This is a genomic window from Asanoa ishikariensis, from assembly GCF_900107455.1.
GTDB lineage: Bacteria > Actinomycetota > Actinomycetes > Mycobacteriales > Micromonosporaceae > Asanoa > Asanoa ishikariensis.
On sequence record NZ_FNQB01000002.1, the window covers coordinates 1,710,046 to 1,724,501 of the forward strand.

The window sequence follows — 14,456 nt, forward strand, 5'->3', positions numbered from 1 at the left end:
AAGTGATGCGGTTGCTCGTGGTGGAAGACGAGGAGGATCTCGCGGCGGCGGTGCGGCTCGGCCTGACCCGGGCGGGCTACGCGGTCGACGTCGCGACCGACGCGGGTCAGGCGTACGACCGGCTCTCCTACACGGCGTACGACCTGCTGCTGCTCGACGTCAACCTGCCGGACGGCGACGGCTTCGCGATGTGCCGGGCGATCCGCCGGGGCGAGGTGCCGGTGGCGGGCGGCGGTGACCTGCGGGTGTTGATGCTGACCGCGCGCGGCGCCCTGCGCGACCGGGTGCGCGGCCTCGACGAGGGCGCCGACGACTACGTGGTCAAGCCGTTCGCGCTGGCCGAGCTGCTGGCCCGGGTGCGGGCACTGCTGCGGCGCGACACGGGTGGCCCGCACGCGGTGCTCACCGTCGGCCCGTTCACGCTCGACGCGGCCCGGTTCGAGGCCGCCCGCGGCGGGACGCCGCTCGCGCTGACCAACAAGGAGTTCGGCGTCCTGGAGTACCTGATGACCCGACCGGGGCGCGTCGTGCCGGCCGAGGAGCTGCTCGAGCATGTCTGGGACGAGAACGCCGACCCGTTCACGCAGACCGTGCGGGTCACGGTCGGCACGCTGCGCCGCAAGCTCGGTGGCGAGGCGATCGAGACGGTGGTCGGGCGGGGCTACCGGCTGCGGGAGGCGCCGTGCGACGGCTGACCCAGTCGATCAGGTTCCGGCTGACGGTCCTCTACTCGACGCTGCTCTTCGCGCTCGCCGGGACGGCGCTCGGCGTCACCTACGTGGCCGTCGAGCGGGCCACCGACCCCAAGCCGGTCACCAAGCAGTACCAGGCCGGGGTCTTCAAGCAGGGGAGACCCGTCGGCACGATCGAGGTGGCCGAGGTCGACCAGATCGAGTCGGCCGTCAACTTCGGCACCCTCCAGACGTTGCGCAACTATTCGCTGTACGCGCTGGCCGGCCTGTTCGTGGCCAGCCTGGGCATCGGGTGGGTGCTGTCCGGCCGTGCCCTGCGTCCGGTCGGCGCGATCGTCCGCACCACCCGCGAGATCCAGGCGACCGACCTGTCCCGGCGGATCCGCCTCGGCGGCGCCCGCGACGAGCTTCGGGACCTGGCCGACACGATCGACGACATGCTCGACCGACTCGACGACGCCTTCCGCGGCCAGCGCGAGCTGATCGACGACGCCTCGCACGAACTGCGCAACCCGCTCGCGGTGATCCGGGCCAACCTGGACGCGTCGCTGGTCGAGGCGCCCGAGGCGACCGAGGCGGAGCGGATCCGCGCCGTCGCGGTGATCGACCGCGCCGCCAACCGCATGTCCCGGCTGGTCGAGGACCTGCTGGCCACCGCGCGCCGGGACGCGGGCGGGCTCGCCGACACGGATGTCGACCTCGGTGCCGTGGTCCGCGAGGCAGGGGAGGAGTACACCGCCGTCGCCGCCGCCAGCCAGGTCTTCCTGGCGTACGACATCCGGCCGGGCCTGACCTATGTCGGCGACCACGACGCGCTGCGGCGCGCGGTCGGCAACCTGCTGTCCAACGCGGTGCGGCTCTCGCCGGAGGGCGGCACGGTCACCGTGGCGGCCGGGTCGGCACCGGGCTGGCGCTGGATCGCCGTCGCCGACCACGGTCCGGGCATCGCGGCCGGTGACCAAGGCCGGGTCTTCGACCGCTTCTGGCGTACGCCGGACACCCCGGCCGGACGGGATCGGCGCACCGGGCTCGGCCTCGCGATCGTGCGCCAGATCGTCGAGTCGCACGGTGGCCAGGCGGCCCTGCACTCGACACCCGGCCGAGGCAGCACGTTCGCGCTCTGGCTCCCGCTGCCGAACGCCGACGGCCCCCCGCCGGCCGAGTCACCCATCTAGGAGCTGTCCCGCACCACCAGCGTCGGGTTGAAGATCACTGTGCGGGGTGACCGGTGCGGTTCGCGGAGGCCGGCCAGCAGCAGCCGGGCCATCTCGGCGGCCATCTCCTCGACCGGCTGGCGGACCGTGGTCAACTGCGGATGTGCCTCGAGCGCCGCGCTGCTGTCGTCGAAGCCGACCACCGAGACGTCACCGGGAACGTCCCGACCCGCCTCCTGGAGCGCCCGCACGGCACCCTCGGCCATCAGGTCGTTGGCCACGAAGAGGCCGTCGATCCGCGGGTGCTCGGCGATCAGGGCACGGGCGGCCGCCTCGCCGCTGGCCCGGGTGAAGTCGCCCTCGACCACGGGCGGCGCGGGCAGGCCGTGGCGGGCCAGCGCGTCGCGGAAGGCCGACAGCCGGCCCTGACCGGCCGGCATGTCCTGCGGACCGGCGATCGTCGCGAGCCGCCGCCGGCCCCGGGAAACCAGGTGGTCCGCGGCGAGCGCGACCCCGGCCGGCTGGTCGACGTCGACATAGCTGAGCGGCACCGGCCGGCCGGGCCGGGCGGAGAGCACGGTGACCACACCCATCTCGGCGAGCTGGCCGGGGAACGGGTCGGCGGCGTGGCTGGAGATCAGCAGGACGCCGTCGACGTGGCCCTGGCGGAGGTAGCGCAGCACCTGGTCGTGCGCCGGCGGGTCGGCCGGGATGATCACGAGGTGGATGCCGTCGGAGCGGAGCACCTCCTGGGCGCCGGCGGTGATCCGGCCGAAGTACGGGTCGGTGAAGACCCGGTTCAGGAAGGTCGCCGCGTACTCCCGGTGGTTCGGCGGCTCACTGATCACCAGGGCGACGGAGTCCGTCCGGCGGGTGACCAGCGACCGGGCCGCCAGGTTGGGCACGTAGCCGGTCTCCTGGATGGCCCGCTCGACGACCGCCCGCAACCGCGGGTCGACGGTCGGCACGTCGTTGATCACGCGGGACACGGTGGCCCGGGACACGCCGGCCGCGACGGCCACCTCGTCCAACGTCGGTGGACGCGGCAGCTCCGCGCGAGGGGTGGTCACGCGACCAGTTATAGCACCGGAACCAGTTCCGGAACTTCCAGTATTAGCGGACCCCGCCGGCCCTGGAGTGGGCCGACGGGGTCGATGAGTACGAGTCACGGTGTGCCGTTGACGCCGCACTTGATGACGGGCCGGATGCAGTCCCGTACCCGGCGGTCCATCTCCGCCACGGGCCAGGCGTTGAAGAAGTCGCCGTGCATGGTGAACCCGCGACCCGACGCGAGCCGGATCCGGGCCGGGTCACCGTTGACCGGATACCTCAGCACCTGGCGCAGCTTCGGCACCGGCACCGGGTGGGTGCTCGGGCAGTCGTTGTTGACCGGGTACGCCATGTGGCTCTTGTGGTTCGGCGAGTCCAGGTCGACCCCGTTCCAGCACTGTGGGAAGTCCAGATAGGACTCCAACATGCTGCCGGCCGGGCAGTTGATGAAGTCCTTGCCCGCCCCGGCCTCGTTGTGGTGCAGGCACGACCACCGGGAGATGGTGGTCGCGTCCGGCGCGGTCGCCTGCGCGTTGCCGGCGACGATCCGCAGGCCGAGCGGCAGCGACTGGATCCGGGCGGTCACGTCGGGCCGCACGCCCTCACCGAGGTAGTAGAAGATCCCGGTGACCGGCTCGACCGGCTGGTTGTCGTAGTACAGGGTAGGCACCCAGTACGACGACAGGTCGATGCTCGGGTTGCAGTTGCTGGTGCCCGACTGCAGGCTGCCGAGGTTGGTGTACGCGTTGACGTTGCGCGCCCCGAAGAAGCTGTGCATGTGCGAGGCGCCGGGCAGACCCGGGTAGATGATCGGGTCGTCCGGGAGCCGGTGCGAGAACGGGCAGTCCGCGAGGAACTCGGACACCCGCACGATCGGCCCGGTCGGCGGCGGCGGCTGCGTGGATCCGCCGACTCCGTACACCTGGAACTCCCAGAGCGAGACACCCCACTGGGTGGCCCGCCGGGTGGTGTTGATCCGCACGTAGCGGCCGCTGCCGGAGACGGTGAGGTCCTGGTTGCCGCCGGTCGCGGTGGTCGTGCTGTAGATGGTCGTCCAGCTGGTGCCGTTGGTCGAGGTCGCGATGGTGTACGCCGAGGCGTAAGCGCCCTCCCAGCGGAGCACGACCCGGCTGATCGTGGCACTGGCGCCGAGGTCGACCTGCAGCCACTGCGGGTCACTGAACGCGCTCGACCACCGCGTGCCGTTGTTGCCATCGACGGCGTTGCTGGCGGGGCTTCCGCCGTTCTCCGTCGACGAGGCGGTGGCCGTGCGGCCCTGTGAGATGAGCGGGTCGGCCGCGACGGCGTCGCCGGCGGCGGCCACCAGGTAGCCACCGAGCAGCAGAACCAGCACGGCGGCGAAGCTTCCTGTTCGTCGCATGGGAACTCCTAGGGGACTAGTTCTGGTAGACCCGGACGTAGTCGACGAGCATCCGGGACGGGAACGGGGTGGTGCCGTCCACGGGGCCGGGGAAGTCGCCGCCGACCGCGAGGTTGAGGATCACGTAGAACGGGTGGTCGTAGACCCAGGGACCGCGGGTCGCCTCGACGGTGGCCTTGCTGGCCACGAAGACCGTGGTGCCGTCGAGCTTGAAGGTCATGCCCTTGCTGTCCCACTCGACTGCCCAGACGTGGTAGTCGTTGGCCAGGTCGGCGCCGCCGGGAGCGGTGTACTTCAGGCCGTAGCCGCCACCGCCGTTGTAGGCCGGCGCGTGCAGGGTCGAGTAGCCCTCCAGCGTGTTGCGGCCGAGGACCTCCATGATGTCGATCTCGCCGTTGTAGGGCCACGGGCGACCGGTCAGGAAGTCGGCGCCCATCATCCAGAACGCCGGCCACAGGCCGTTGCCCTTGGGCACCTTGACCCGCGCCTCGATCCGGCCGTACTGGACGTGGAACTTGTTGCCGGTGTTCATCCGGTGCGAGGTGTAGTCGCGACCACCTGCGGTCTCCCGGCGGGCCTCGATGACCAGTGAGCCGGCGCCGTCCATGTTGGCGTTGTTGTTGTTCGTGTAGTACTGGATCTCGTTGTTCTGCCCGGTGCCCGGATCGATCGTCCACTTAGCGGGGTCCGGCTTCGATCCGGCGGCGCCGTTGAACTCGTCACTCCACACCAGACGGTTGGCGGGGAAGGTCGGGTCCGCCGGCATGGCCGGTGGCGTGGTCGGGTTGCCGCCGGTGCCGTACACCTTGAACTCCCAGAGCGAGTAGCCGTAGGGCGTTCCCCGCGCGGTCCCGTACATCCGGACGTAGCGGCCCGTGCCGGTGGCGTTGATGGTCTCCTTGAACCCGGCGCCGGTCGTGGTGGAGTAGATGGTCGTCCAGGTTGTTGCGTTCGGTGATACCTGGATCTGGTACGAGCGCGCGAACGCCGGATCCCACTGGAGCACCACCTGGGTGATGCCGGCGGTGGCGCCGAGGTCGACGTAGATCCAGCCGGGGTCGACCCAACCGGTGGTGCTGCTGGTCGCCCAGCGGCTGGCCGGGTCGTTGTCGAACGCGCGCGCCGGCGTGCACTCGAAGCAGTTGCCGTCGCTCTGGCTGGTGCTGGCCACGGCCGGCTTGTTGTACGAGAGCAGCCGGGCCGTGCCGCCGGGCGGCGGGTCGGTGGGCGGGGGATCGGTGGGCGGGTTGGTCGGGCCGCCGCTACCGGTACGGATCTGGAACTCCCAGAGCGAATAGCCGTACGCGGTGCCTCGCGCGGTGCCGTAGACCCGCACGTAACGGCCGGTGCCGCTGACCGTCAGCACCTGGGTGCCGCCGGCGCCGGTGGTGGTCGAGTAGACGGACGTCCAGGTCGCGGCGTCGGTCGAGACCTGCACCTGGAACGAGCGCCCGAAGGCGGCTTCCCATTGCAGCGTCACGCCGCAGATCGACTGCGCCGAGCCGAGGTCGACCTGCAACCACTGCGGGTCGGTGGCCGCGCTGGACCAGCGGGTGCCGGCGCTGCCGTCGACCGCGGAGCTCGCCGGGAACACCGTGCTCTGTACCGACGACGCGGTGGCGGGACGGCCCAACGCGGCGTTGGCGGTGCCGCAGCCACCGGTGCCACCGGTGCTGCCGTACACCTGGAACTCCCAGAGCGAGACGCCGTAGCCGGTCGCCTTGGCGGTGGCGTTGACCCGCACGTAGCGGCCGCTGCCACTGACCGTGAGGTCCTGCACGCCGCCCGTGCCGTTGGTGGTGGTGTGGACGGTGGTCCAGGTCGTGCCGTTGGCCGAGGTCTGGACCGTGAAGGCGGTCGCGTACGCGGCCTCCCAGTTGAGCACGACCCGGCTGATCGTGGCCGTGTCGCCGAGGTCGACCTGCAGCCACTGCGGCACGCTGAACGCGCTCGACCAGCGGGTGCCGGCGTTGCCGTCGACGGCGGCGGAGGCCGGCGTGCCGGCGTTCTCGGTGGAGGATGCGGTCGCGGTGCGACCCTGTGAGATCAGCGGATCGGCCGCCGCGGCGGTCACTGTGGTGGCCACCAGCAAGCCGGCGAGCAGCGCCAGCACGGCGCCGCCGAGCACGGCCAGGCGCCATCGTCGGCCGGGTAGAACCCGACTCATATGGATCTCCTTTACGTGGGACGGGACGTAAAGAGAGCGCTCTCTTCCGCGCCACTCTGACGGCTAGCCCAATCCCTGTCAATGGCTGACGTGCGTCGATGTCTTGGGGTGCCAAACGCGCTCGCAAACAGGTGCGATTGGCGGATCTCGATCGCTTGACGCGGCGTCCGGCATGTTGCACCGTTGAGGAAGCGCTCTCCCAACCCGGTCTTGCAGCATGTAACGAAACCGCAACAGCTCCTTGACATGGCGCTCACGGTCCTCGATGGTCGGGAACCAAGTGAGAGCGCTCTCTCTCATCCGGCGTCACGCACCCCCCGCACCACACCACGTCCCAGACTCAGATCCGAACTGTGACCGCCGATCGCAGCACCTGCCGTGGAGAGCGCTCTCCAAGCCCTGCCCATTCAACCGATCGCCTGGAGGAGTCCATGCGCAGGTTCACCGCGGTCGTCCCGATCGCCATCGCGGCAATGCTCGCGACGGCGGCATGCGGGAGCGACGACGGCGACAACCAAGCTGCCGACGACGGTCCGGTATCCCTTACGGTCGCGACGTTCGGCGAGTTCGGATACAAGGAGCTGTACGACGAGTACATGAAGCTCCACCCCAACGTGAAGATCACCGAGCGGATCACCAAGACCGAGGACCACCACAAGAACCTGGCCGCGCACCTCGCGACCAACACCGGCGCCGCCGACATCGAGGCGCTGGAAGAGGGCTGGATCGGCCAGTTCACCGCGCAGCCGTCGAAGTTCGTCGACCTCACCGAGTACGGCGCCAACGACATCAAGGCCCAGTGGCCCGAGTGGAAGTGGAACGTCGGCGCGTCGAAGGACGGCAAGGTGATCGGCCTCGGCACCGACGCGGGCGGCATGGCCATGTGCTACCGGTCGGACCTGTTCAAGAAGGCCGGCCTGCCGACCGACCGCGCCGAGGTCTCGAAGCTCTGGCCGACGTGGGAGCAGTACATCGAGACCGGCAAGAAGTTCGAGGCGGCCAAGGTGGCCGGCGCCCACTTCTTCGACGGCCCGACGGTCATGTACCGGTCGATCCTCGGCCAGGCCCCGGTCGGCCTCTACGACGGCGACAACGTCGTGGTCGACAGCAACCCCGACGTGAAGAAGGCGTTCGACCTCTCCGCGCAGGCGGTGACCTCAGGTCTGTCGGCTCGCGCCGAGGCGTGGACGCCGGCCTGGAACGCCGGTTTCGCGAAGGGCACGTTCGCCACGCTGGCCTGCCCGTCGTGGATGATGGCCTACATCCAGACCCAGGCCAAGGACGCCTCCGGCAAGTGGGACATCGCTGACGTCCCCGGTGGTGGCGGCAACTGGGGCGGCTCCTGGCTGACCGTTCCGAAGCAGGGCAAGCACACCAAGGCGGCGTACGAGCTCGCCAAGTGGCTGACCGCTCCGGAGCAGGAGGTCAAGGTCTTCCAGAAGTACGGCAACTTCCCGTCGACCCTCACCCTGTACGAGGACCCGGCGATCAAGGACTTCGTGAACCCGTACTTCAACAACGCACCGGTTGGCCAGATCTTCTCCAAGTCGGTGACGACGATGAAGCCGCAGTACCTCGGCCCCAAGGCCGGTGACATCAACACCCAGATCATCAACGGCCTCACCCGGATCGAGCAGGGCAAGCAGACGCCCGACCAGTCCTGGCAGCAGGTTCTGACCGACGTCAAGGCCCTTCTCTAAGACGATCCCCGCTCGCCTGGTCCCGGTGCGCTGACCGCGCCCGGGACCACGGCGCGCACCGACAACCGGAGGTGGCTGGGATGACCCAGTTGGCGACGGAGGAGCGGGCGGGGCCACGCCGCGGCCTGCTGCACCGCCTCGACGTCAAGGGCTCGCCCTACCTGTACATCGCGCCGTTCTTCATCCTGTTCCTGGGGTTCGGCGTCTTTCCACTGATCTTCACGGCCTGGGTGTCACTGCACGAGTGGAGCCTGCTGTCCGAAGAGCACACCTGGATCGGCTTCGGCAACTACACCAAGCTCTTCGACGACCCGGCGTTCTGGAACGCGCTCTGGAACACGGTCTCGATCTGGGTGATCTCCACCGTGCCGCAGCTCGTGCTGGCGCTCGTGCTGGCGCACATCCTCAACCAGCGACTGCGCGGGCAGACGTTCTGGCGGATGAGCGCGCTGATCCCCAACATCACCAGCGTCGCCGCCGTGGCGATCATCTTCAGCCAGCTCTTCGGCCGCGACTACGGTCTCTTCAACTGGGTGCTCGGCCTCTTCGGCATCGACAAGATCGACTGGACCGCCAACACCTGGAGCTCGCACGTCGCGGTGTCCACGATGATCATTTGGCGGTGGACCGGCTACAACGCGCTGATCTACCTGGCGGCGATGCAGGCGGTGCCCAAGGAGTTGTACGACTCGGCCTCGCTCGACGGTGCCAGCAGCTTCCAGCAGCTCCGCAAGATCACCGTGCCGGCGATCCGGCCGACCATCATCTTCACCGTGATCATCTCCACGATCGGTGGCATGCAGGTCCTCGCCGAGCCGCTGCTGTTCGGCGGCAACGGGTTGACCGGCGGCTCCGACCGGCAGTTCCAGACCCTCGCGCTCTACCTCTACGAGGTCGCCTTCGGCCGGTTCGACTTCGGCTACGCGTCGGCGAGCTCGTGGGTCATGTTCTTGATCATCGTTATCGTCGCGGCGATCAACTTCGGGATTATCAGCCGGCTTCGGAGGAGCTGATGGCAACTACCCTCGCCCCACCGCCCCGGCACGTCAGCCCGCCGCCGACCGCCCGCCGCCGGATTCGCCGTGCGCTGCGTCGTCGACCCGGCAAGCTCACCTACCTGATGTTGACGGCGATCGCGTTCTTCTCGTTCTTCCCGCTCTACTGGTCGGTGGTCGTCGCCTCACAGGACAACAGTGCCCTGGGCAAGATTCCGCCGCCGGTCCTGTTGGGGAGCAACCTCTGGTTCAACCTCAAGCGGGCGTTCACGATGGTCCCGTTCGAGAAGGCTCTGATCAACTCGTTCCTGGTGGCCGGTGCCATCACCGTGAGCGTGGTGCTCTTCTCCACGCTGGCCGGCTTCGCCTTCGCGAAACTGCGCTTCCGCGGCCGCAACATCCTGCTGCTGAGCATCATCGGGACGATGATGGTGCCGACCACGCTCGGCATCATCCCGCTCTACATGTTGATGGCGAAGATCCAGTGGACCGGCACGATCTACGCGGTCATCGTCCCCGCGATGGTCAACGGTTTCGGCGTCTTCTTCATGACGCAGTACCTCACCGAGGCGGTGCCGACCGAGCTCCTGGAGGCGGGCCGGGTCGACGGCTGCTCGACCATCCGGCTGTTCTGGCACGTCGTGCTGCCGGCCGCCCGGCCGGCGGCCGCGGTGCTCGGCATGCTGACGTTCCTGACCGCGTGGAACGACTTCTTCTGGCCGTTGGTCGTGCTGACACCGGAGGATCCGACCGTCCAGGTCGTGCTCTCCACCCTGTCGGCCGGCCGGATCACCGACTACTCGTTGGCCCTGACCGGTGCGCTGATCGCGATCCTGCCGCTGCTCATCGTCTTCGTGGTGCTCGGCAAACAGATCATCGGAGGAATCATGCAAGGAGCCGTCAAGGGATGACCATCGTCGAGGAAGCCACCGACGCCCGTCCGCTGCGGTTCCCGGAGGGGTTCCGGTGGGGGGCGGCCACCGCGTCGTACCAGATCGAGGGTGCGGCGCAGACCGACGGCCGGTCACCGTCCATCTGGGACACGTTCGCGCGTACGCCGGGCAAGGTCGACGGCGGACACACCGGCGACGTGGCCTGCGACCACTACCACCGGTTCGCGCAGGACGTGGCGCTGATGGCCGACCTGGGCCTCGGCACGTACCGGTTCTCGGTCGCCTGGCCGCGGATCAAGCCGGACGGCAGCGGCCCGGTCAACCCCAGCGGCCTGGACTTCTACGACCGGCTGGTGGACGCGCTGCTGGCTGCCGGCATCGAGCCGATGGCCACGCTCTACCACTGGGACCTGCCCCAGGCGCTGGAGGACCGGGGCGGCTGGACCAACCGGGACACCGCGTACGCGTTCGCCGACCTGGCCGCCGCCACGGTGGCCCGGCTCGGCGACCGGGTGCCGACCTGGACCACGCTGAACGAGCCGTGGTGCTCGGCGTTCCTGGGTTACGCCAGCGGGGCGCACGCGCCCGGCCGGCGGGACCCGCGGGCCGCCTTCGAGGCGGCGCACCACCTGCTGCTGGCGCACGGGCTGGGCGTCTCGGCGCTGCGCGCGGGGGGAGCGCGGGAGGTCTCGCTCACCCTCAACCTGACGCGGGTGACGCCGCACGACCCGGTCGACCCGCACGACCGAGCGGCCGCGACCCTGGTCGACGGCCTGCAGAACCGGATCTTCCTGGACCCGGTGCTCAAGGGCGCTTATCCGCAGGACATGCGCGACCTGTTCGACCGGTTCGGCGCCGCCGGCGTCATCCACGACGGCGACCTGGCCGCCATCGCGGCGCCGATCGACCTGCTGGGCGTCAACTACTACCAGCCCTCGCTGGTCGCCGCCCAGGTCGGTGCCCCGCCCAACCCGTGCTACCCGGGCAGCGAGGGGATCGTTTACCCGTCCCAGGAAACGCCGGTCACGGCGATGGACTGGCCGGTCGACCCGACCGGGCTGGGCGACCTGCTGGTCCGGCTCTCGGTCGACTACCCGGGCACGCCGCTGATCGTCACCGAGAACGGCGCGTCGTATGTCGACACATTGGTCGACGGGCGGGTCGCCGACGTGGCGCGGATCGAGTACCTCGACGGCCACGTGCGGGCGGTGCACGACGCGATCCGCCGGGGAGCCGACATGCGCGGCTACTTCGCGTGGTCGCTGCTCGACAACTTCGAGTGGGCGTACGGGTACGACAAGCGGTTCGGCCTGGTCTACGTCGACTACGCCACGCAGCACCGCGTGCCCAAGGACAGCGCGCTCTGGTTCCGTGACGTGATCCGCCGCAACGCGATCTAGATCAGGGGACGGTCCGGTCGATCGCGGCCGGGCCGTCCTTGTCCAGTTCCGCCTTGGCCCGCGCGACGTTCTCTGGTGTCGGGTCCTTGCCCTCCGCCTCGGCCAGGTCCTCCGGGTCCCAGGGCTGGTCGGAGCCGGTGCGCGGCTGCCAGCCCGGCTCGCGGAAGACCGGGTTGTCGGTGTCGGGCTCGCCGCCGGTCTCGAACTCCGAGATCGCGGTCTCGTCCTCGGCGGCGTCCGCCACCTCTTGCGACTCTTCCAGAGGCCGTTCATCGCTCATGGCCGCCCACATACCCGGCTGGCGCCCCGGTATGCCCAGCGGCCCCGGCGTTGTACTGTCGTGCCTCGTTCCGACAAGACTGGGGCCGGAGTGAAACGAGGGAAGCCTGCGGTGCGCCTGCTGGTGGCGTGTCTGCTGCTCACGCTGGGCGGATGCTCCGCGCCGCGGGTCGAGGTCGTGTCCCGGTCCCCGGTGTGGCTGTCCGCCGACGCCATCTACTTCTTGCGCGCCTCGGGCGCCGACCCGGCGGAGCTCTGGGTGCGCCACCCGGCGTCGGGTGACGAGCAGTCGGTGGGCGCCGGCGTTCCGGACCCGTGCGGCCCGCTGGACCACCTGTTCCGGGTGCCGGACGGCCGGCTCGGTGTCGCGCTGCGGTGCGGGCAGACCGGCCGGCTCATGGCCTTCGACCCCGGGTCAGGCTCGTTCGAGCGGCTGGGTGACCTGGCCTCGTGGGCGGCCCAGGTGACGCTGGCCGCCGACCTGCGCGGCGGCTACACCGCCGGCGCCAGCGACCGGTGCTGGTCGCTGTCCAACATGGCACTTCCGCGGGGCGAGCTGAGCCCGACGCTTCCGGAGCTCACCTGCGCGGCCGGCGCGTCCGCGCGTTCGCCGGCCCTGACCAGGTGGGGCGGCCTCGTGTTCGCCGCTACCCGCGATGCCCCGCCGGCTGGTGACAAGCGCCGCTGGTCGGTGCACCTGGCCGGCTTCCAGGGCGTCCCGTACAAGGGGATCGGCCCGACGTTCGAAGGGCTGCCGGATCTCGACCTGTCGCCGGACGAGTCCACCGCCGTCGTGACGGCCACCCGGTTCGGACGCTCGCGGCTGATCCTCGTCAGCCTGCGCGACGGCGAGAGCCAGGAACTGCTCTCGTCGACCGAGAGCTTCTCCGATCCGACCTTCGCACCCGACGGCGCGCAGGTCGCCTACAGCGACCTGCGCGCCATCAAGGTCATCTCCGTGCCGAGCTGAGGTCTGAAAGGAAGGGACCCTTATTAACGCTATGCGTTAATAAGGGTCCCTTCCTTTCGGTTCAGCCTCGGGTGATGCGGACGTCGTCCACACCGGCCTCGACCAGGCTGGCGGTGCTCGCGTCGACCGCGCGGAACACGATCCGGACCGATTGCCCGGCGTACGCGGTCAGGCTCGCCGTCCGGGTGGCCCAGGCGCCGTTGCGGTTGCTGGCCGCGCCGGCCTGGGTGAACAGCGTGGTCGTGCCGCCGCTGTGCACGACGGCCGCCGAGAACGAGTCGGCGCTGCTGGAGTTGCTGCCGTGCGCCAGGTACCAGGAGAACGACAGGTTCAGCGGGCCGGTCGCCGGCAGGGTGATCGCGGGGGACTGGATCGTCGTGGTGCCGCCGTCGACGTCGAAGTCGCCCGCGGCGGTGCCGGCCGACGCGCCGGTGACCAGGTCGTTGGTGCCGCTGACGGTGGTGCCGAGCTGCTTGGCACCGCTCGACGTGGTGGCTGCCGGGTCACCGCGCACCCACTGGCCCAGGGTCGCCGTGTCGGTGCCGGCCGGGTTGGCGGTCCAGCCGGTCGCCGTCTCGAACGTGTCGCTGTAGACGGTGGCCGGCGGTGCGGGCGGGCTGACCGCGACGTTCCAGACCGCGTACGCGATCGCGTCGGCGTTGCGGTCCAGGGCGGTGTCGTTGATGTTCGTGGTGGTGTCGCAGGACCGGTGGTAGCAGACGTCGTACGCGACGCCGGACGAGCCGCCCCACTTGCTCGCCTGTGCCGCCGTCTTGCGCCCCTCGGCGCCGGTGAACGTGCCGCCGGCCGGGATGCCCGCCGCGATGAACGGCCCGTAGTCGCTGCGGCCGTCGAAGTCGGTCCCCTCGGTCGGCACGCCGATGCTGGTGAAGTACTCGGCGAGGACCGCTTCGAGCTGCGCGGAGCCGGCCGGGCCGGGACCCGCGCCGGTGCCGTCGGAGTTGTCGCCGTCGTACAGGAAATAGCCGGGGTTGGGCGAGCCGACCATGTCGAAGTTGTAGTAGGCCTCGATGTTGGCCCGGGCCGCCGCGTTCAGGCTGTCGACGTAGAAGTCCGAGCCGATCAGCCCGCGCTCCTCGGCGCCCCACCAGGCGAACCGCAGGTGCCGGGTCGGCGTGATGCCCTGCCGGGCCACCTCCAGCGCGACCTCGAGGATCGCCGCCGAGCCGGAGCCGTTGTCGTTGATGCCCGGGCCGGCGGCCACGCTGTCGAGGTGCGCGCCGACGATCACGGTGTTGGTGGTGTCGCCGCCCGGCCAGTCGGCGATCAGGTTGTAGCCGGTCGCGCCGCCGTAGCTGAACGACTGGACCGCGGTCGTGTAGCCGGCCGCGTCGAGCCGGCCGCGCACGTAGTTGACCGAGGCCAGGTAGCCCGGCTGGCCGTGCGCCCGGTTGCCGCCGTTGGCGGTGGCGATGCTCTGTAGCTGGGTCAGGTGCGCCTTGACGTTGGTCAGCGGGATGTTGGGTCCCGGCACGGCGGCCACGGCCGGACCCGCGCCGGTGGTCGCGGTCAGCGCGGCCGTGACGACGGCGGTCAGCAGAATGGGGATGATTCGGGGAATCCGCATGTCGCTCCCTTGTGGGTGAACGGGCATGTGCCGGCCGTATGGTCGCGACGAGTGCGGATACGGACAAGATATCGATGGGTTTCTTTCCCGGGTACGCTGAAAGTGACCTGTGAGCTGAAACACCATCCTTGCCGGGAATGGGCCGTCGTCCGGCGGATTTGCAGGCAGTGTGATCGATCCGCCCGTG

General features: G+C 70.0%; 12 protein-coding genes. 7 read left to right on the top strand and 5 right to left on the bottom strand.

Annotated features, from left to right (window positions below):
- The first annotated feature begins 5 nt into the window (after nt 1–5).
- Nucleotides 6–695 (top strand): response regulator transcription factor, encoded by a 690-nt coding sequence (locus BLV39_RS22375; RefSeq protein WP_090796075.1) that lies wholly within the window; start codon nt 6–8, stop codon nt 693–695.
- Nucleotides 683–1,867: a sensor histidine kinase gene (locus BLV39_RS22380; protein WP_090796078.1), complete on the top strand. Its 1,185-nt coding sequence runs from the start codon at nt 683–685 to the stop codon at nt 1,865–1,867. Before BLV39_RS22375 ends, BLV39_RS22380 begins: the two co-directional genes overlap by 13 nt.
- Here the strand turns inward: BLV39_RS22380 and BLV39_RS22385 are convergent.
- The 3 genes from BLV39_RS22385 to BLV39_RS22395 form a co-directional block, all read right to left on the bottom strand.
- Entirely contained in the window at nt 1,864–2,916 is a 1,053-nt protein-coding gene (locus BLV39_RS22385) for a LacI family DNA-binding transcriptional regulator (protein WP_239083782.1), read from the bottom strand. The two genes, BLV39_RS22380 and BLV39_RS22385, sit on opposite strands and share 4 nt — an antisense overlap.
- Before the next feature lie 95 nt (nt 2,917–3,011).
- Nucleotides 3,012–4,277 (bottom strand): DUF1996 domain-containing protein, encoded by a 1,266-nt coding sequence (locus BLV39_RS22390; RefSeq protein ID WP_090796086.1) that lies wholly within the window; start codon nt 4,275–4,277, stop codon nt 3,012–3,014.
- A 16-nt stretch (nt 4,278–4,293) separates the two neighbouring features.
- Nucleotides 4,294–6,444, bottom strand: coding sequence for a discoidin domain-containing protein (locus tag BLV39_RS22395; RefSeq protein WP_176985016.1), 2,151 nt, complete (start codon nt 6,442–6,444; stop codon nt 4,294–4,296).
- Between the two features lie 431 nt (nt 6,445–6,875).
- Here BLV39_RS22395 and BLV39_RS22400 point away from each other — a divergent pair, with 431 nt between their 5' ends.
- The 4 genes from BLV39_RS22400 to BLV39_RS22415 all read left to right on the top strand — a co-directional run bounded on the left by BLV39_RS22400 (nt 6,876) and on the right by BLV39_RS22415 (nt 11,432).
- Entirely contained in the window at nt 6,876–8,144 is a 1,269-nt protein-coding gene (locus tag BLV39_RS22400; protein WP_090796088.1) for an ABC transporter substrate-binding protein, read from the top strand.
- A gap of 80 nt (nt 8,145–8,224) precedes the next feature.
- Entirely contained in the window at nt 8,225–9,157 is a 933-nt protein-coding gene (locus tag BLV39_RS22405) for a carbohydrate ABC transporter permease (RefSeq protein ID WP_090796092.1), read from the top strand.
- Between the two features lie 107 nt (nt 9,158–9,264).
- Nucleotides 9,265–10,050: a carbohydrate ABC transporter permease gene (locus BLV39_RS22410; RefSeq protein WP_204082845.1), complete on the top strand. Its 786-nt coding sequence runs from the start codon at nt 9,265–9,267 to the stop codon at nt 10,048–10,050.
- Nucleotides 10,047–11,432: a GH1 family beta-glucosidase gene (locus tag BLV39_RS22415; RefSeq protein WP_090796101.1), complete on the top strand. Its 1,386-nt coding sequence runs from the start codon at nt 10,047–10,049 to the stop codon at nt 11,430–11,432. Before BLV39_RS22410 ends, BLV39_RS22415 begins: the two co-directional genes overlap by 4 nt.
- Nucleotide 11,433: 1 nt before the next feature.
- On the opposite strand, the gene BLV39_RS22420 is transcribed toward BLV39_RS22415, so the two are convergent.
- Nucleotides 11,434–11,712 carry a hypothetical protein gene (locus BLV39_RS22420; protein ID WP_090797693.1) on the bottom strand — a complete coding sequence of 93 codons (279 nt, stop codon included), beginning with the start codon at nt 11,710–11,712 and terminating at the stop codon, nt 11,434–11,436.
- 111 nt (nt 11,713–11,823) lie between these two features.
- Between BLV39_RS22420 and BLV39_RS22425 the strand changes: the two genes are divergently transcribed.
- On the top strand, nt 11,824–12,681 hold the full coding sequence (locus BLV39_RS22425) for a TolB-like translocation protein (protein WP_090796105.1): 858 nt from the start codon (nt 11,824–11,826) through the stop codon (nt 12,679–12,681).
- A gap of 61 nt (nt 12,682–12,742) precedes the next feature.
- Here the strand turns inward: BLV39_RS22425 and BLV39_RS22430 are convergent, their stop codons facing one another.
- Nucleotides 12,743–14,269, bottom strand: coding sequence for a M20/M25/M40 family metallo-hydrolase (locus BLV39_RS22430; protein ID WP_090796108.1), 1,527 nt, complete (start codon nt 14,267–14,269; stop codon nt 12,743–12,745).
- Nucleotides 14,270–14,456: the final 187 nt, after the last annotated feature.

Excerpts from the sequence above, each read along its gene's own strand:
- BLV39_RS22375 (WP_090796075.1), top strand. The coding sequence starts at position 6 with ATGCGGTTGCTCGTGGTGGAAGACGAGGAGGATCTCGCGGCGGCGGTG.
- BLV39_RS22390 (WP_090796086.1), bottom strand. The coding sequence starts at position 4,277 with ATGCGACGAACAGGAAGCTTCGCCGCCGTGCTGGTTCTGCTGCTCGGT.
- BLV39_RS22395 (WP_176985016.1), bottom strand. The coding sequence starts at position 6,444 with ATGAGTCGGGTTCTACCCGGCCGACGATGGCGCCTGGCCGTGCTCGGC.
- BLV39_RS22400 (WP_090796088.1), top strand. The coding sequence starts at position 6,876 with ATGCGCAGGTTCACCGCGGTCGTCCCGATCGCCATCGCGGCAATGCTC.
- BLV39_RS22405 (WP_090796092.1), top strand. The coding sequence starts at position 8,225 with ATGACCCAGTTGGCGACGGAGGAGCGGGCGGGGCCACGCCGCGGCCTG.
- BLV39_RS22410 (WP_204082845.1), top strand. The coding sequence starts at position 9,265 with ATGTTGACGGCGATCGCGTTCTTCTCGTTCTTCCCGCTCTACTGGTCG.
- BLV39_RS22415 (WP_090796101.1), top strand. The coding sequence starts at position 10,047 with ATGACCATCGTCGAGGAAGCCACCGACGCCCGTCCGCTGCGGTTCCCG.
- BLV39_RS22420 (WP_090797693.1), bottom strand. The coding sequence starts at position 11,712 with ATGAGCGATGAACGGCCTCTGGAAGAGTCGCAAGAGGTGGCGGACGCC.
- BLV39_RS22430 (WP_090796108.1), bottom strand. The coding sequence starts at position 14,269 with ATGCGGATTCCCCGAATCATCCCCATTCTGCTGACCGCCGTCGTCACG.